Source organism: Bradyrhizobium sp. LTSP849, from assembly GCF_000938255.1.
In the GTDB taxonomy this organism is placed as follows: Bacteria; Pseudomonadota; Alphaproteobacteria; order Rhizobiales; family Xanthobacteraceae; genus Bradyrhizobium.
Genome location: NZ_JYMR01000008.1, coordinates 79,355 through 94,637 on the forward strand (window position 1 = coordinate 79,355; position 15,283 = coordinate 94,637).

Annotated in this window: 18 protein-coding genes; 11 read left to right on the plus strand and 7 right to left on the minus strand. The window is 63.2% G+C overall.

Features of this window, described 5'->3' with window-relative positions:
* Positions 1-51: 51 nt before the first annotated feature.
* The 5 genes from UB31_RS06860 to UB31_RS06880 all read left to right on the plus strand — a co-directional run bounded on the left by UB31_RS06860 (position 52) and on the right by UB31_RS06880 (position 6,005).
* Complete coding sequence (locus UB31_RS06860) at positions 52-1,938, plus strand: sensor histidine kinase (protein WP_045010320.1); 1,887 nt, start codon at positions 52-54, stop codon at positions 1,936-1,938.
* A gap of 130 nt (positions 1,939-2,068) precedes the next feature.
* Positions 2,069-3,706, plus strand: a complete 1,638-nt coding sequence (locus UB31_RS06865; RefSeq protein WP_045010426.1) for a DUF3300 domain-containing protein — start codon at positions 2,069-2,071, stop codon at positions 3,704-3,706.
* On the plus strand, positions 3,703-4,620 hold the full coding sequence (locus UB31_RS06870) for a DUF2950 domain-containing protein (protein ID WP_045010321.1): 918 nt from the start codon (positions 3,703-3,705) through the stop codon (positions 4,618-4,620). The genes UB31_RS06865 and UB31_RS06870 overlap by 4 nt, the downstream gene beginning before the upstream one ends.
* A 40-nt stretch (positions 4,621-4,660) precedes the next feature.
* The gene (locus tag UB31_RS06875) at positions 4,661-5,074 is read left to right on the plus strand and encodes a hypothetical protein (protein ID WP_502691249.1); all 414 of its coding nucleotides are present in this window, start codon (positions 4,661-4,663) and stop codon (positions 5,072-5,074) included.
* A gap of 187 nt (positions 5,075-5,261) precedes the next feature.
* On the plus strand, positions 5,262-6,005 hold the full coding sequence (locus tag UB31_RS06880) for a DUF7168 domain-containing protein (RefSeq protein WP_045010323.1): 744 nt from the start codon (positions 5,262-5,264) through the stop codon (positions 6,003-6,005).
* Between the two features lie 71 nt (positions 6,006-6,076).
* On the opposite strand, the gene UB31_RS06885 is transcribed toward UB31_RS06880, so the two are convergent.
* On the minus strand, positions 6,077-6,922 hold the full coding sequence (locus UB31_RS06885; protein ID WP_045010324.1) for a metal-dependent phosphohydrolase: 846 nt from the start codon (positions 6,920-6,922) through the stop codon (positions 6,077-6,079).
* A gap of 218 nt (positions 6,923-7,140) precedes the next feature.
* Between UB31_RS06885 and UB31_RS06890 the strand changes: the two genes are divergently transcribed.
* Together UB31_RS06890 and UB31_RS40245 are read left to right on the plus strand one after the other, a co-directional pair.
* Positions 7,141-7,662, plus strand: coding sequence for a GNAT family N-acetyltransferase (locus UB31_RS06890; protein ID WP_045010325.1), 522 nt, complete (start codon positions 7,141-7,143; stop codon positions 7,660-7,662).
* Positions 7,663-7,844: 182 nt separating this feature from the next.
* Entirely contained in the window at positions 7,845-8,147 is a 303-nt protein-coding gene (locus UB31_RS40245) for an HdeA/HdeB family chaperone (RefSeq protein WP_082078428.1), read from the plus strand.
* On the opposite strand, the gene UB31_RS43000 is transcribed toward UB31_RS40245, so the two are convergent.
* Positions 8,097-8,393 (minus strand): Arm DNA-binding domain-containing protein, encoded by a 297-nt coding sequence (locus tag UB31_RS43000; protein WP_502691248.1) that lies wholly within the window; start codon positions 8,391-8,393, stop codon positions 8,097-8,099. The genes UB31_RS40245 and UB31_RS43000 overlap by 51 nt on opposite strands.
* Before the next feature lie 226 nt (positions 8,394-8,619).
* Positions 8,620-8,913 (minus strand): hypothetical protein, encoded by a 294-nt coding sequence (locus UB31_RS06900; RefSeq protein WP_045010327.1) that lies wholly within the window; start codon positions 8,911-8,913, stop codon positions 8,620-8,622.
* Between the two features lie 455 nt (positions 8,914-9,368).
* Between UB31_RS06900 and UB31_RS06905 the strand changes: the two genes are divergently transcribed.
* Positions 9,369-9,578, plus strand: a complete 210-nt coding sequence (locus UB31_RS06905) for a hypothetical protein (RefSeq protein WP_045007338.1) — start codon at positions 9,369-9,371, stop codon at positions 9,576-9,578.
* Between the two features lie 48 nt (positions 9,579-9,626).
* Here the strand turns inward: UB31_RS06905 and UB31_RS06910 are convergent, their stop codons facing one another.
* Together UB31_RS06910 and UB31_RS06915 are read right to left on the minus strand one after the other, a co-directional pair.
* The gene (locus tag UB31_RS06910) at positions 9,627-9,851 is read right to left on the minus strand and encodes a hypothetical protein (RefSeq protein WP_045010328.1); all 225 of its coding nucleotides are present in this window, start codon (positions 9,849-9,851) and stop codon (positions 9,627-9,629) included.
* Between the two features lie 165 nt (positions 9,852-10,016).
* Positions 10,017-10,595, minus strand: a complete 579-nt coding sequence (locus tag UB31_RS06915) for a TIGR00645 family protein (protein WP_045010329.1) — start codon at positions 10,593-10,595, stop codon at positions 10,017-10,019.
* 167 nt (positions 10,596-10,762) lie between these two features.
* Between UB31_RS06915 and UB31_RS06920 the strand changes: the two genes are divergently transcribed.
* On the plus strand, positions 10,763-11,026 hold the full coding sequence (locus UB31_RS06920; RefSeq protein WP_045010427.1) for a hypothetical protein: 264 nt from the start codon (positions 10,763-10,765) through the stop codon (positions 11,024-11,026).
* A 34-nt stretch (positions 11,027-11,060) separates the two neighbouring features.
* Here UB31_RS06920 and UB31_RS42800 read toward each other — a convergent pair whose 3' ends face one another.
* Positions 11,061-11,189 (minus strand): hypothetical protein, encoded by a 129-nt coding sequence (locus tag UB31_RS42800; protein WP_283806071.1) that lies wholly within the window; start codon positions 11,187-11,189, stop codon positions 11,061-11,063.
* Positions 11,190-11,995: 806 nt separating this feature from the next.
* Here UB31_RS42800 and UB31_RS06925 point away from each other — a divergent pair.
* The gene (locus UB31_RS06925; protein ID WP_045010330.1) at positions 11,996-12,916 is read left to right on the plus strand and encodes a septal ring lytic transglycosylase RlpA family protein; all 921 of its coding nucleotides are present in this window, start codon (positions 11,996-11,998) and stop codon (positions 12,914-12,916) included.
* On the opposite strand, the gene UB31_RS06930 is transcribed toward UB31_RS06925, so the two are convergent.
* Positions 12,913-13,866: an alpha/beta fold hydrolase gene (locus tag UB31_RS06930; protein WP_045010331.1), complete on the minus strand. Its 954-nt coding sequence runs from the start codon at positions 13,864-13,866 to the stop codon at positions 12,913-12,915. The two genes, UB31_RS06925 and UB31_RS06930, sit on opposite strands and share 4 nt — an antisense overlap.
* A 153-nt stretch (positions 13,867-14,019) precedes the next feature.
* On the opposite strand from UB31_RS06930, the gene UB31_RS06935 reads away from it, so the two are divergent.
* Positions 14,020-15,282, plus strand: a complete 1,263-nt coding sequence (locus UB31_RS06935) for a D-alanyl-D-alanine carboxypeptidase family protein (protein WP_045010332.1) — start codon at positions 14,020-14,022, stop codon at positions 15,280-15,282.
* Position 15,283: the final 1 nt, after the last annotated feature.

Genomic DNA, 15,283 nt, shown 5'->3' on the forward strand with positions numbered 1-15,283 from the left:
CTCGCTAGAATTGTGGCCAGCAACGGCCGGAGAGAGCCGTCGGGGAGGCGGATGAGCGGGCGCAGGTTGATAGCCTCGGTCATGCCGCGGTCAGTCGCGGCCGCGTTGCTCGGCCTGTTGCTCGCCGTCTGCCTCCTGTCCGGCGCGGCCGGAGCCGCCGAACGCAGCGCGCGCGGAGAACTCAAGCGCGTGCTGGTGCTGCATTCCTTCGGCCGCGAATTCCGGCCCTGGAGCGAATATGCGCGCAGCATCAAGGCAGGGCTGGAGCAGCAGTCGCGCTGGCCCCTCGATATCCAGGAGCACGCCCTGCTCTCCGCGCGCTTCAACAATCCGGGTCCGGAAGCGCCCTTCGTCGACTATCTGCACTCGCTCTACGAGGGCGCGCCGCCTGACATCGTGCTGAGCATCGGCGCGCCGGCGGCGCGGTTCGTGCAGCGATATCGGCAAACCCTCTTTCCCGATACGCCGATGGTGCTGACCGTGGTCGAGCAGCGGCTCGTGAACCGCCTCGACCTCACCGACAATGACGTCGTCGTGTCGGTCCACAATGACTTCATGGCCGTGTTCGACAACATTCTCCGTGTTCTGCCGGACACGAAGACGGTTGCCATGGTGATTGGCGCATCTCCGCTCGAGAAGTTCTGGATCGACGAGGTGAAGCGGGAGCTGAAGCCGTTGGGGAATCGCGTCAGCCTCACGTGGTATTCGGACCTGGCGTTCGATGAGGTCCTCAAGCGCGCCGCGAATCTTCCGCCGAACACGGTGCTGTTCTGGGGCCTGATGTCGGTCGATGCCGCGGGAATCGTCTACGAAGGCGACATCGCCTTGCGCAGCCTCCACGCGGTTGCCAACGCCCCGATCTTCTCCTACCAGGAGGCCTTCTTCGGCAGCACCGTCGGCGGCCCGATGCAGCTGACCGGAGAGACGAGCCGGAAGACCGTCGATGCCGTCATCCGCATCCTCGGTGGCGAGAAGCCGGCCGGCATCAAATACGAGACGATCGAATTCGGAACGCCACGCTACGATTGGCGGGAGCTGCAACGCTGGTCCATCAGCGAGAGTAATCTGCCTCCTGGGAGCGAGATCATGTTCCGTGATCCGGGCTTGTGGGAGACCTACCGCTGGCAATTGCTGCTGATCGCCGCCGTGATCCTGGTGCAGACCGGCCTGATCAGCGTGTTGTTGCACGAGCGCCGGCGTCGTCAGGTTGCGGAGGTCGAATCGCTCCAGCGTCTCGCCGAGCTCGCGCACGCCAATCGCTATTCGACGGTCGGTGAGCTGACGACCTCGATCGCGCATGAGCTCAACCAGCCGCTCGGCTCCATCCTGACCAACGCGGAGACGGCGGAGCTCATGCTCAAGGGCGCCTCGCCTGACATGGACGAGATACGGCAGATCCTCGGCGATATCAGGCGCGACGATCAGCGGGCGAGCGAGGTGATCCGCCGGCTGCGCAGCGTCTTGAAGAAGACGCCGTTCGAGATCAAGAACCTCAAGCTCAACGACACGGTGCGGGAGGCGATCGGCCTGGTGGCGGCCGTTGCCGACGGACGCCGCATCGCGCTGACCTATGTCCCTCCGTCCACCGACCTGCATGTCAAGGGTGATGCCGTGCAGCTCCAGCAGGTCGTGCTCAACCTGATCATCAATGCCATGGATGCGGTCGCCGACGCCGACATGAGGAAGCGGGAGGTCAGCGTGGCGACGGTACGGGTCGGCAACCGAGCCGAGATCAAGATCGCCGACACCGGTCCCGGCATCGCGTCCGGCGATCTCGCAAACGTCTTCAATCCGTTCTTCAGCACCAAGCCGCAGGGCATGGGCATGGGACTTGCGATTGCGAAGACCATTGTCGAGGCCCACCACGGCACGATCGAGGTCGAGAACCTGCCGTGGGGCGGGGCGGTGTTTTCGATCAGGCTCCCGATCACTCGCTGACACCGAGATCCGGCTGCCCTGCCGCTGTCGCGCCGCAACAAGGTCTCGGAGCAGCTTTTCCTTGATCTCGATCAACAAACGCCGACGCTCCGGCGCGATCCTCGCGGGCAGTATGTTTGGGGAGGTTGTGATGTTTCACTGCGGCAAGACCCTGATGGCGCTTGCGCTTGTGGCGGCGGTTCCCAGCGCTGCCATGGCGCAGGCCACGCCGCCGGCAGCCCCGAGCACGCAGGTGCAGCCGGCAAGTCCGCCGGCGCCGGTTGCCGAGCTGCTGAAGCCCGAGCAGCTCGAGGCGCTGGTGGCCCCGATCGCCCTCTATCCCGACGAGCTGCTCGCCAATGTCCTGGCGGCATCGACCTATCCCCTGGAGGTCGTGCAGGCCGATCGCTGGCTGAAAGAGAAGAGCCTGAAGGGCGATGCACTGAAGACCGAGGTCGAGAAGCAGTCCTGGGACGACAGCATCAAGGCATTGGCCTCGACTGCCGAGGTCCTCACGATGATGAGCGACAAGCTCGACTGGACCAAGGCGCTCGGCGACGCCGTGCTCGCGCAGCAGCCGGATGTGATGGATGCGGTCCAGCGCCTGCGCACCAAGGCCTATGACAACAAGAAGCTTGTCACCACCAAGCAGCAAAAGGTCAGCGTCCAGACCCAGGAAAGCAAGCAGGTGATCGTGATCGAACCGGCCGTCGCCGACACGATGTACGTGCCGTATTACGAGCCGGCAACGGTTTGCGGAGCGTGGCCCTACACGGAGTATCCGCCCTACTATTTCGGCTACCCGTCCTACATCGGTGCAGGCGTCGTCGCGGCGGGTCTTGCCTTCGGCACGGCCTGGGCCATCGGCCGCTGGGGCAATTATTGGGGCGGCGGCTGCAACTGGGGCAACCGCAACGTCTATATCAATCACCGGACCACGAACATTGGAAACGGCTGGCAGCACAATCCGGCGCATCGCCAGGGCGTACGCTACAACAACGCGAATGTTCAGCAGCGCTTCGGCAATAGCAATTTGAAGGCCGGTGCGGCCGACCGCATGGATTTCCGCGGGCGCGACGGACAGCAGGTGTTGAAGCCGGGACAGGACCGGCCAGGTGCTGGAGATCGCGCTGGAGATCGTGCAGGAGACCGCGCAGGCGATCGAGGTGGTGACCGTCAGGGCGCGGGGGATCGCGCCAAGGCTGGTGGTGATCGTGCCGCCAAGGGTGGTGCCAAGAACGCCGGTGCCAAGAATCTTGGTGCCAAGAATCCTGGTGCCAAGAACGCTGGTGCAAAGAGCGGCGGCGCCAAGGCCGCGAACCGTGGTGGCGGCGGCGCGTTGAACGTATCGTCGGGCCGCTCGGCGGCAGCGGCATCGGCCCGCGGTCGGTCCAGCATGGCGAGCGCGGGGCCGCGTGGCGGCGGTGGTGGCGCGAGCTTCGCGGGACGCGGTGGCGGGGGCGGTGGCTTCCATGGTGGTGGCGGAGGAGGCGGTCGCGGCGGGGGTGGTGGCGGTGGGCGGCGCTCCGACATCGCGCTGAAGCATGATGTTGTTCTGCTCGGCCACCTCGCAAACGGCCTCGGCTATTACCGCTTCAGCTATATCGGCAGCGACAAGGCTTATGTCGGCGTCATCGCGCAGGAGGTCGAAGAGGTGATGCCGAAAGCGGTCACCCGAGGAGCCGATGGCTATCTCCGGGTCTATTACGAAAAGCTCGGTTTGAAGCTTCGCACCTACCGAGATTGGCTCGCCGGTGGCGCGAGGATCCCCGCGGAGGTGACGCCATGATGGGCTTGAAATTGCTTCTTCGTGCGACCTTGCCGGTCATCATGGCGCTGGCGCTCATGAGTTCGCCATCCCAGGCGCAGCAGTCCTATCCGACACCGGAGGAGGCTGCGGCAGCGCTCGCGGCCGCCGTCAAGAGCGGCCCGGACAGGGCCATCCTGAAAGTGCTCGGCAGCGCCGCCCAGGACATCGTCTCGTCCGGCGACGAAGTCGCCGACGCCGACATCCGGCAACGCTTCAGCTCGATGTATGACGCCAAACATTCGATCAAGACGGAGGGCAACAAGAAGGCGACGCTGATGCTGGGACCGGATGACTTCCCGTTTCCGATTCCACTCGCCAACACCAAGACCGGCTGGGAATTCGATAATGCCGAAGGCCGCATCGAGGTGCTGTATCGCCGTATCGGCCGCAATGAGCTCGATGCGATCCAGACCAGCCTCGCCTTCGCCGATGCCGAGAACGAATACGCCGACAAGGATCGCGGCGAGGGGGCCGGCGTGTACGCGCAGCGCATTGTCAGCAGTGCAGGCAAGAAGGACGGGTTGTTCTGGCGCGACGACAGCGACCCTAGCCCGCTCGGCGCATTGGCGGCACAGGCATCGAGCGAGGGCTACAAGGCCGAGGACGGGCCGGCGCCCTATCACGGCTACTATTTCCGTATCCTGAAGGGGCAGGGGTCAAACGCGCCGGGCGGCGCGCTCAACTATGTCGTCAATGGCAAGATGATCGGTGGCTTTGCACTGATCGCCTGGCCCGCCGAGTACGGCAATTCCGGCGTCATGACCTTCCTGGTCAATCACGCCGGCACTGTCTATCAGAAAGACTTGGGACCACGGACCGAGTTCGTCGCACCGCGCACGACGCTGTTTGATCCCGACCAGACCTGGAAGAAGGTCGATGCTGCGAAACCCTGAATGGCGAATAATGCTGCGCCCGCGGGCATCTCGCTTGATCGTGATCCTCGTCCTGACGCTCGCGCTTGCCGCCCCGTGCACGCAATCCTTCGCGCAAGCCGCCGGCCATGTCCGCGCCAGGGTCGTCAAGGCCGGCCTCTTGATCGGCGGCGGCGCCGGCAGCGGTGTGCTGACGTATCGCGGCAAGTCCTATCCCTTCAGCATCACCGGCATGAGTTTCGGCATCACCGTCGGCGCGACGGTCGGCCGGCTTGATGGCTGGGCGTCCGGCATCGGCGACGTCGGCGACTTTGCCGGCACCTACAGCTCCGTCGGCGGCGGCTTTGCGTTGGTTGGTGGCGTCAACGGCGTTCACCTGCGCAACGAGAAGGGCGTGACCATCGCGTTGCAGGGACCGAAGGCGGGACTCGAACTCGCGGCCAACATCAGCCAGATCACGATTTCGATGAGGTGACACCGCAGGTCCAGCTAGACGATCACATCGGAAGAGCCGGACAGCGGGACGCTCCGTAGCCAGGACCGTAGATGTCTTGCACCCAAGATCGATAAGGCGCTTGATTTCAAAGGCGTTGACGGGGGCACCCTTCCGCCAGTAAAGCCGCCCGGGGCCTGTCGGTTGGGCATTCCCGGGCAGGTGATCGGTGAATCAGACGTTCAATCCGGCCGCGCTCGACAAGCTGAAGCTTCGCATTCAGGCGTTGCGCGCCAAAACCATCGCCAATGGCTGCACCGAGGACGAGGCGCTGTCTGCCGCCGCCAAGGTCGCCGAACTGCTGGATCGCCACGATTTATCGCTCTCCGACGTCGAGCTGCGCGCGTCGCCGTGCGAACGGAGGGTCTACGAGACCCATCGCAAGAAGCGAATTCCTCTGGACGACTGCATCGGCGCGGTCGCTCATTTCTGCGATTGTCGGGTCTGGCGCGAGAAGAACGCGGCCGGCGAGAGCAGCTATGTGTTCTTCGGTCTCGGCGCGGATGTCGAGGTCGCGCATTATCTGGCCGAATTGATCGACGGCGCCGTGCGCACTGAGCTTGGCCGCTTCAAGACCTCGGTCGACTACGCCCGGTTCCGGCACCAGGAGCGGCATTTGGCCAATGCCTCCTTCGCGCTCGGAATGGTGGCCTCAATCGCGGACAGGCTGGTGGCGATCAAGGTCAGTCGCGATCAGGTTAACGAAAGCACCGGCCGCGGGCTGGTCGTCCTCAAGACTTCGGTGGTCGATGCAGAATTCGACAAGCTCGACCTCAAGATCCGGACCCAGCGCAGCACCAGCCGGATGGTGTCGATGACGGCCTATGAAGCCGGCGGCGCCGCCGGAGCGTCGCTCGCCATCAATCCCGGCCTTGGCGAGTCGCAGTCAAGGACCACTCCCAAAGGAAGCTGAACGCATCGGGGGAGGGACGCGGCTTCGGCCGGAGCTGAGAGCATGATTCAGATCAAGACGGTCGGCGCCTGCTATAGCTGCGGTCCGGACAGGTTCATCTCGCGCTCGGCCCTGAACACGTTGCCGTAGAGACTGGCTATCCACTGACGCCCGCGAGACGTCACGTTGAGATAGCGTATCGCCGGCTGGATCTGGGGAGCGACGTTGCTCCAATAGAACTGGGGATATTTGTAGACGATGTCCGCTGGCGTTGCGTAACCCAACGTCTTGTTCAGCCCAATCTCCTCAAACTCGTAGAACAGCGCGTTCGACTTCCTCAGATAGTTGGGGTCGCCAAGCTGGCCGATGAGATCGGCGGCCCGCAGCAACAGCCCCTCCTCTTCGATCAGGCTGTCATTCGAGGATATGGTGTAGGGAAACCGAGTATATTCTATTGCCCGGGCGACCCTGTCCGCGTCCAGCGCCTCGACGGAATCCAGCCGCTCCAGCACGAACAGTTTCGATCGATCGACATGATAGGGCGCCAGCGCTGCGTCGGACGATCCTCGCGGCAGGCGAACAGTGCGGCCGTTCACGTCTGCAACGAACAGCTCGTCCTCATCGCCTTGAACGACGCCCCGCACATATCCGATGTCATGAGCAAGGCATGCCAGAATGAAGTTCGCATAGTCATTTGCCGTGGTAGGCCGCAGCAGCGCTCGTCCCGTCAGGATGTCGTGCCCGGCAAGGGTCACGAGCAACGTATGCTCGATATTGTGGTACAGGGCGTCGCTGTTGCCGATGCACTCCAGGGTGAGCTTGGCCGCAAAAGGAAGCAGCTCGGTCAGACCGGCGTGCGAAGCGCCAAACCTGTCTCTGGTTTCCGTCGTTAGAAACGCGCCCAGAGCTTGTGACACCAATTCCGGAACTGTGATCATCACGCCGCTCCGCCAAGGTATTATGAACGATATCCAGACCAAGCCCCACGGCTCCGCGATCCCACCTGCATGGGTCGACTGTGCACTGACCGGCCGCCAAGCATGGCCGCCGCGTTCACACCGTGCACTTGATCCAGATCAAGCGACAGCGGCCGGCCCTCGGCTCATGTCTACGACCGGGCAGTCGCCCTGTCCGAATCTCCCGCGACGAGAGCCGCATGTCGGATGCCGCCAACTACAGTGTATGCGAGCAACTGCGCGACGGCAGCCTGGTCGAAATCCGGGCGCTTCGGCCGGAAGACGAGGACGGCATGCTCGGTGCGCTGGACCAGACCAGCGCGCAGTCGTTGCAGCGCCGATTTTTCGGGATCAAGCGCCATTTCTCCGACAAAGAGCGCGCGTTCTTCATGGATATCAATTTCAGTAATCACGTTGCCCTGGTGGCCCAGGTCGAGCAGACCGGCCGCACAATGATCATAGGAGGCGGCCGATACGTCGTCTTCGAACCCGGACGCGCCGAGATGGCGTTCGTCGTCATTGATGCCTGGCAAGGCCGCGGCGTCGGCGCCATGCTGGCGCGTCACCTTACCGCACTCGGGCGCAAGGCCGGGCTCAAGGGACTGACAGCAGAGGTGTTGCCGGAGAATACCGCGATGCGTAGGGTGTTCGAAAAGCTTGGGTTCAAACCCGCGGCGACGCGAGACCCGCAGGCGATTCACTTGGAGCTGGAACTGGGTTGATCGGCCTTTACGGGCCAATCGCGTCCCAAGGCGAGACCGCTGCATTCCGGCGACGTCGTGCCAAATTGGCCTATCTCGCCGCAGTTTTCCACATGCCCGCGCTTCCTTTGATCCAGGTCAAGCGGATGCTTCATCGCATGCAGAACCGTGTGAAAAAGGGATAGTCGCTGGTGGGACTACAGATGGCTAGATTCAGAGTTCTCGGACCTGTCTTCGCACTGTTCGGCACGATGGCTCCGATTGAAGCAGCCAAAGCCCAGGTCATGGTCGACGTTTCCAAAATTACCTGCGATCAGTATATCACGCAACGCATTACCCATAGTCAAACCGTCAATGTCTGGCTGAGCGGCTTCTATGCTGGTCGCCGGAATAATCCCATCGTCGACACACAGGCTCTCAACCGCAATGCCAACAGGGTCTCGCGGTTCTGCGAATCACACCGCGACATGACGCTCCTGGATGCCGTGGAAGCGGCAACGAAATGACGCCAAGCCCACGTCCCGGAACGGACCCAAACCCATGAACCTTTCTTTGCCAGTCGCAGGCGATTTGAATCGGAAGACCCAACTCGCGTTCCCGTTGTTGTCGACGTCCGGCCTTAGCCCATCACCGTCGGCGAGCTTGTCGCCGGCCTTGGCGTTTTTCACTTTCAGTGCGGTGAGATTTCCCATTCGCTTGCGCCATCGAAGTGTCTGCCTTGTCCGACCAGCGGTCGGCGTCCAGAGCAACATGATGGCCACAATGGCAATAGACGAGGAGGCCGCGCACTCCCATCTCCCGCATCTTGCCGAAGGTAATCTTGATCGGCCGGCCGTCGGCGTGCGTAGGCGTGTGGCGGCGGACAGATCGAGGCATGCCACCAATCGAAGCGGCGCGCCGGCACGAGTCAAATTCTCAATCCCGAGCTACTGCGCGTCGTGGTGCGGACGAAGCGAGCCGCCCTTTCACGCATCTTTGCTAATTGGCGGTGCTGCCGCTCTTGGCCTTAGACGACTGCTTCACAGCCGGCTTGGCCGGCGCGGCCGACTTCTTCGACGTATCATCGCCGCGGGCAGTTCCCCACGGATCGACCGGCTTCTGGTTCGGAACATTGTTGAGGGAGCGTTGATAGGCGCGCTCAGCCCGATCGTCTTCCGCCTTCTCCGACGGCGTCTTATCCTTGGGCTGTTCGCCATACTGTTGAACATGGTCCTGCGCCAGCGCGGGGGCGGCGATCAGGGCAAGCATGACGGCGACGGCGATTTTGCGCATCAAGAAACTCCCGGTTCTGCGACGAGCATAACATAGCGCCGATCGCGGCAGCAATGCAGCCGAGCGTGAGTTGGGTATGACGATGATCGGCAAGATGCTGGGGCGAGGGGCGCAACGTAAACAGCCTCGACAAAGCTCTCAACGGATTTTCCGAAGATGGCAGAATGCCATTGTTTTGCCCGACGGGTCAAACGGCGTTGCCGCGGATGCCAAAAGTATTGTGCCGCTGGGACTTAGCTACTGTGCATGGGGTTGTTTTCGAGTTTTTGTGCTGACCCTGATCGTGCGACGAGCGCCGCTTGCCAAGGGAAGGGGAGGCCGAGGGAACCCGCCTTGAGAACCGATCCTCCTCCTATCCCGTTAAGAGGCTGAATACTCACCTCTTTCCGTCGGATCCAAATGCACCGTCAAGTGCGTCTCGTGGAACTTTCTCCTCATCCCCGCGTTATCGCGCCATGACAGAAGATATTTCCTTCCGACGCAAACCCCTGACTCCTGAACAGCGCCAGGCGCGCGATGCTTCGCGCCGGATCGAGGCGGAAAAGGCCATGCGCGACCATGAGGCCGCGCAGAAGGCGCTTTATGCCAACCGTGAGCGGCTGAGGGCCGAACGGCTCGCGCGCGAGCAAGCTGCTGGCAAAGAGACGGCCTCGAGCAAAGGCTGACCGGACAAGCCTCGCGCAGGTATTCTCACTAAACGCGAATGGCCTGGCTTAGTGCCGGGAAGGGAGCGCGGCGTTCAGAGCGATCTTCAGTGCTTGGACGGCACCAGCCAATGGCCCGCGGGCCGGGGCCTGCGCCTCGATGGCTTCGGCTGCGAGGCGACAGTCGTCGGCCACCTTCAGAAGCCCGGTTCGGGCGAGGTCCATGGTCGAGAGCGCAGCCTGCTCCAGGCACACACGCTCAAGCCGTCGAAATTCCCGAAGCTCTCTGTTCATGCGTCGGCTCTCGATGTCCCCAAAGCCATGCGGCCGTGAGTCTGCTTAACGAACAGTAAACATCGTCGCTTAGCCGATCAGGCTGGTGCGGAGCTGACGGGCACGTCCGGTCGGCCTGCACCAAGCTGTGCCGTGGCTTGAGGCGAAGGGCCAAGGCGACCCGCCTCACTCGGCGTGCTTGCGCATGCCGCTGTCGCTGAGCTTGTCGACATAGGCAATACCGATCGCCGAGACCACGAAGGTGATGTGGATCAGCACCTGCCACATCACGCCTGTCTCGGTAAAGCCGGCGCGGTCCGAGCCGAGATTGCCGGCCTCGATGAAGGTGCGCAACAGCGCGATCGAGGAGATGCCGATAATCGCCATCGCGAGCTTGATCTTGAGGACGCTCGCATTGACGTGGCCGAGCCATTCCGGCTCGTCGGGATGGCCCTGGAGATCGAGCCGGGAGACGAAGGTCTCGTAGCCGCCGACGATGACCATCACGAGCAAATTCGAGATCATCACGACGTCGATCAGCGCCAGCACGCTCATCATGATCTGCTGTTCGGTGAGGTCGATCGCGTGCCAGGAGAGGTGCCAGAGCTCCTTCAGGAACAGCACGATGTAGACGCATTGCGCCACGATCAGCCCGAGATAGAGCGGCAGTTGCAGCCAGCGCGAGCCGAAGATGATCATTGGCAACAGGGCCAGGCGCGGCGCTGGCGGGCGGGGTCCGGTGCTGGTTTCAGGCTCGGCCGACATTCGGTGTCCACGCGTTGAAGTGACGTTGATCCCATGTAGCCCGGCAAGATGGCCGACGGAAGACGCGATCCTGCTCGCGGCCTGGGGATCGCGCCGTCCCGTGCTATCCTGCCCGAAAGGCCGTCGCGCACACGGCCCGGATCGGAGGCCGACAGGTGTCCTGCAATATCGCCGGTATCGCGCTCAGCGCGATCGTGATCCTTTGTACCGGTACCACGGGTGTGTCGGCGTTGCCGCTGACGCCATTTCGCGATGCGGCGCAGGCGCAGCGGCATTGCCCCGTCGACAAGGTGGTGTGGCTGGATTTCAGGAAAGGCGTCTACTACGCCAGGGGACAGAAGCGCTACGGCCAGGGTTTTGAGGGAAGCTTCGTCTGCCTGAATGAAGCCCGCGACAGCCTCTACCGCCGCTCGCTGTTGGGTTTGCGCTGAATGGCGCGTGGCTGAGCCTGAGAAGGAGCCTCAGTTACTTCTGGTTCGGCATCTGCACCGGCACGTGCGGGGAGGTGCTGATGACCCGGGGACTTCCGTCAGGATAGGTGCGGTCGCCGCGGATCAGCGATTCCAGGACCAGGAAGAATTTCTCGGCAAGCATGTGCGTCACCCTCGTTGGTGATGGCCTCTTGAAATGAGTCGAGGCGCCGACCGCGAAAATTCAATCAACTAAACGGGAGTAGAGCTATCCCGGACAAATACGCATGCTGCGTCGCAGTAGTGCAGCGGGTCTCGCAAGGTGGAAGCGCGGTTGGAGGATCAGCCGAAGGCCAGAGCCACAAGGCTCGAGCAGAGCAGGAAAAGACCGCCAGCGGTCAATGCCAGGAAGCCATCGGATACGAGGTCATGGTTGCGCATGGGACACCTGCTGCTCTCGTCTTTGATGCTCGGTCGGATCGATTAAAATTGCCCGAACGCGCTGTCATGAAGAGGTGATGCAATGTCGCCCGCGCGAGTGCCTTCAGGCCCTCGTGCGGTAGCCTTCAAACGCATGGGCCAGGAAGATCCCCGCGCTTACCAAACCCATCAGTGCCGAAACCGTCTCGATCATCGTTAAATTCCAATCCGCCCTTGCACGCGAGAAAACGCGGGCGGCCCTGCACAGTCAAAAGAATTCCAGTGAGAATCGAGACAATGGGGGTGGAGTGAGGATTTGGCGCAACAGATTGTTCAGGACTGGCACAAACGAGGCTGTCGTGCTCCGTAGATCAACGGGGAAGGGCGAACGTCCTGTTTACCATCTCGGCGCGAACGCTGTGGGCTCCCCATTTCCGCCGTGTTCCGGTTGCGTTATCGTCGCGACTTCCGAGCGCGGTGGTGGGCCGCCTCGGAGCTTGCGGACCGGAAGGTGATCCCCGTAGCCAAAGCGGGTTGGGTCCATCTCCGGCGAAATGGTATTTGGGGCGAATGGGGATCCGACGATCAGATTCGGTGGTGCGGGCCGCGCGTAGCGTTGCGGCGGTCGCCACCTGCCTAGCGCTCGCCAATTGCGCCTCGTCGGGCAAATTCGCCAGCCGCGTCGACCCGAAATACGGCGTGTCCTCGAGCCCGCGGGTCGTAGCTTGGGGTGATCCAGTCCCGAAGGGGGGCGGCACCTACCGCGTTGGCAAGCCCTATGTGGTTGGAGGACGGACCTACGTGCCGGAGGAGGACGTCAACTACCGCGCCGAGGGCATGGCGTCCTGGTACGGCGACGATTTCCACGGCCGCCAGACTGCCAATGGCGAAGTGTTCGACATGGGCTCGCTGACGGCGGCGCATCCGACGCTGCCGATGCCGTCCTATGCGCGGGTGACCAACCTCTCGAATGGCATGTCTCTGATCGTCCGCGTCAATGACCGCGGGCCCTATCACGGCAACCGGCTTATCGATGTTTCGAACAAAGCCGCCGAACTCCTTGAATTCAAAGGCAATGGTATCGCCAGGGTCCGCGTCGAATACGTCGGCCGGGCGCCGCTTGAAGGCTCCGACGACCGCCAGTTAATGGCCACCTTGCGCACCGGCGTTCCGGCGCCGTCGCCCTCGATGGTCCGGGTCGCCTCGGCGAGGCCCTTCGTGCCGGAGCTGCCGTCATCGACCCGCGGCGCCATCCGCGGCGAGGTTCCGACGCCGGAGGGGCGGCCCTACAATCTCGGCAACACTTCAGCCGATGTCGCCTCGATCAATGCGACCTCGGAGATGTCGGCCTCGAGCCGCAGCCGTGGCCGCGCGCTCCAGAACGCCCGCGCCGTGTCCTATGACGAGGACGGCCGCTACGCGACAGACAATGGCCCGTCTGACGGCGCTGCCGAGGCCCGCGGCATCCTGAGCGGTCGCGGGCTGTACTAAGCCGCACTCTCCCTCAGGAATCTGATCAGCGCGGCGTTGACCTCGTCCGGCCGCTCCTGCTGCACCCAATGGCCGGCCCCCTCGATGATCAATTTCCGTGTGAGATTGGGCAGCACGCGCTCCAGCTCGTTGACGCGTTTGGCGCCGATCAGCCCGGTGATAACGGCGTCGTCTGAGCCGGCAAGGAAGAGGGAGGGCTGGTGGATCTGCGCATCCTGCCAGGGCGCGGTCAGCTCCCAATTGCGATCGAGGTTGCGATACCAGTTCAGCCCGCCGCGGAAACCGGATTTGCGGAAGGCTTCGGTGAAATAAGCAAGGTCGGCCTCGCTCAGCCACGCCGGCAGTGGCTCCTCTTCCGTCGCGTGCCCGAGAAAGCCCTTGCCCTCCTGGACGAACATCGCGGCGGCCGGATCGGCAAGTCCACGCCCGCCGAGCACGGTGCGCATGGTGCGGGCGACGTCATGCTCGAACTCGGCTTCCGCGACACCCGGGGCCTGGAAATACTGCCAGTAGAAGTTGGTCACGCCGCCCTTGCGCAACAGCTCGAGCGGCTTGCCGCGGCCGCGGAACGGTGGCGGCACACTGAGGCCCGCGACAGCCGTGAAGACATCGGGACGGAACAGTGCCGCATGCCAAGCGACCGGCGCGCCCCAGTCGTGGCCGACCACAATCGCCTTGGTCTCGCCGAGCGCCTGGACCAGGCCCACCACGTCACCGACCATGTCGAAGATTGAATAGGCGGCCACGTCGGACGGCGCCGAGCTTTCGCCGTAGCCGCGCATGTCGGGGGCGACGACGTGAAATCCGGCGGCCGCGAGCGCCGGAATCTGATGCCGCCAGGAATAGGACAATTCCGGCCAGCCATGGCACAGCACCACCAGCGGTCCCTGGCCGGCCTCGCGGATGAAGAGGTCGATCCCATTGGCCTTGACGACGCGGGTGGATGACATCGCTTTTCCGCCTTGTTTCAGGGGTTTGGTCGAGAAACATCAGGTGCCACGATAGGGGCGCGATGAGAATCGTGCAATCTCCGGGGCAAGCAGCCATCCTCGTGTTGTTCGCACCGGTTCCAACTGTTAGAACGCCGCTCTCAGGGCTTCGCCATGGCATTTCCTCTCACTTCGCTGCATCTCACCCGGTTCACGGCCGGAGCCTTGATGCGCGGGCTCGTTGCCGGGCTGCTGGTCGCGAGCGTCAGTTGGGGCGGGGTCCTCTATGCCGCCAACCAGAGCGTCCAGGGCGCCAAGAAAACCGAGGACGCGGGCTTTGACGGCGATGCCCCCACCGCGATCCTGATCGAGGCCTCCTCTGGCAGCGTGCTGTTCGAGAAGAACGCCGACGAGCTGCGCGCGCCGTCCAGCATGATGAAGCTTGTGACCGCGGAAGTCGTGTTCAACGCGATCAGGAAGGGCGACGTCAAGCTGACCGACGAATACCGGATCAGTGAGAATGCCTGGCGCAGGGGCGGGGCGCCCTCCGGCGGCTCAACCATGTTCGCCGCGATCAACAGCAAGGTCTCGGTCGACGACCTCCTGCATGGCGCTATCATCCAGAGCGGCAACGACGCCTGCATCGCGCTCGCCGAAGGCATCGCCGGCAGCGAGCGCATCTTCGCATCGGATTTCATGACCAAGCGCGCTCGCGAACTTGGCCTCGCCAAATCGACCTTCGGCAACTCCAACGGTTTGCCGGACCCCGGCAACAAGATGACGGTGCGCGAGCTCGGAATCCTCGCCCGCCATATCATCCTGGACTTCCCCGAATTCTACAAGCTGTTCGGCGAGAAGGAGTACACTTGGAACAAGATCCGCCAGCCCAACCGCAATCCGCTGCTGAATTCGATGGAAGGCGCTGATGGCCTGAAGACCGGCTACACCAAGGAAGGCGGCTACGGCATGGTCGGCTCGGCCGTGCAGAACGGCACGCGGCTGATCGTCGTGGTCAACGGGCTGGAAGATCCCGAGGACCGCGCCACCGAAGCCAAGAAAATGCTGGAATGGGGCTTTCGCAATTTCGAGACCCGCACGCTGATCGCTGCCGACCAGCAAGTCGGCTACGCCAAGGTGTTTGGCGGTGAGAGCCGCTCGGTGAAGCTCGTCGCGAAAGAGCCCGTGAAGGTGATGGTGCACAAGAGCGGCGGCGACAAGCTGATCGCGCGCGTCGTCTATAGCGGCCCGGTGCGTGCGCCTGTAGAGGCCGGCCAGAAGGTCGGCGTGGTGCGGGTCTGGCGCAGCGGCAACATCGCGGTGGAGACGCCGGTCTATGCCGCCGAAGCGATCGGTACCGGCTCGACCGTTCGGCGCGCGATCGACGGCGCCAGCGAGCTCGTGATCGGCATGTTTCGCGCAGGCGCCGAGAAGCTCTGAT

What these genes read in the sequence shown, in the direction of transcription:
- UB31_RS06860 (WP_045010320.1), top strand. Translation starts at nt 52, where the DNA reads ATGAGCGGGCGCAGGTTGATAGCCTCGGTCATGCCGCGGTCAGTCGCG.
- UB31_RS06865 (WP_045010426.1), top strand. Translation starts at nt 2,069, where the DNA reads ATGTTTCACTGCGGCAAGACCCTGATGGCGCTTGCGCTTGTGGCGGCG.
- UB31_RS06870 (WP_045010321.1), top strand. Translation starts at nt 3,703, where the DNA reads ATGATGGGCTTGAAATTGCTTCTTCGTGCGACCTTGCCGGTCATCATG.
- UB31_RS06885 (WP_045010324.1), bottom strand. Translation starts at nt 6,922, where the DNA reads ATGATCACAGTTCCGGAATTGGTGTCACAAGCTCTGGGCGCGTTTCTA.
- UB31_RS06890 (WP_045010325.1), top strand. Translation starts at nt 7,141, where the DNA reads ATGTCGGATGCCGCCAACTACAGTGTATGCGAGCAACTGCGCGACGGC.
- UB31_RS40245 (WP_082078428.1), top strand. Translation starts at nt 7,845, where the DNA reads ATGGCTAGATTCAGAGTTCTCGGACCTGTCTTCGCACTGTTCGGCACG.
- UB31_RS43000 (WP_502691248.1), bottom strand. Translation starts at nt 8,393, where the DNA reads ATGTTGCTCTGGACGCCGACCGCTGGTCGGACAAGGCAGACACTTCGA.
- UB31_RS06900 (WP_045010327.1), bottom strand. Translation starts at nt 8,913, where the DNA reads ATGCGCAAAATCGCCGTCGCCGTCATGCTTGCCCTGATCGCCGCCCCC.
- UB31_RS06905 (WP_045007338.1), top strand. Translation starts at nt 9,369, where the DNA reads ATGACAGAAGATATTTCCTTCCGACGCAAACCCCTGACTCCTGAACAG.
- UB31_RS06910 (WP_045010328.1), bottom strand. Translation starts at nt 9,851, where the DNA reads ATGAACAGAGAGCTTCGGGAATTTCGACGGCTTGAGCGTGTGTGCCTG.
- UB31_RS06915 (WP_045010329.1), bottom strand. Translation starts at nt 10,595, where the DNA reads ATGTCGGCCGAGCCTGAAACCAGCACCGGACCCCGCCCGCCAGCGCCG.
- UB31_RS42800 (WP_283806071.1), bottom strand. Translation starts at nt 11,189, where the DNA reads ATGCTTGCCGAGAAATTCTTCCTGGTCCTGGAATCGCTGATCCGCGGC.
- UB31_RS06925 (WP_045010330.1), top strand. Translation starts at nt 11,996, where the DNA reads ATGGGGATCCGACGATCAGATTCGGTGGTGCGGGCCGCGCGTAGCGTT.
- UB31_RS06930 (WP_045010331.1), bottom strand. Translation starts at nt 13,866, where the DNA reads ATGTCATCCACCCGCGTCGTCAAGGCCAATGGGATCGACCTCTTCATC.
- UB31_RS06935 (WP_045010332.1), top strand. Translation starts at nt 14,020, where the DNA reads ATGGCATTTCCTCTCACTTCGCTGCATCTCACCCGGTTCACGGCCGGA.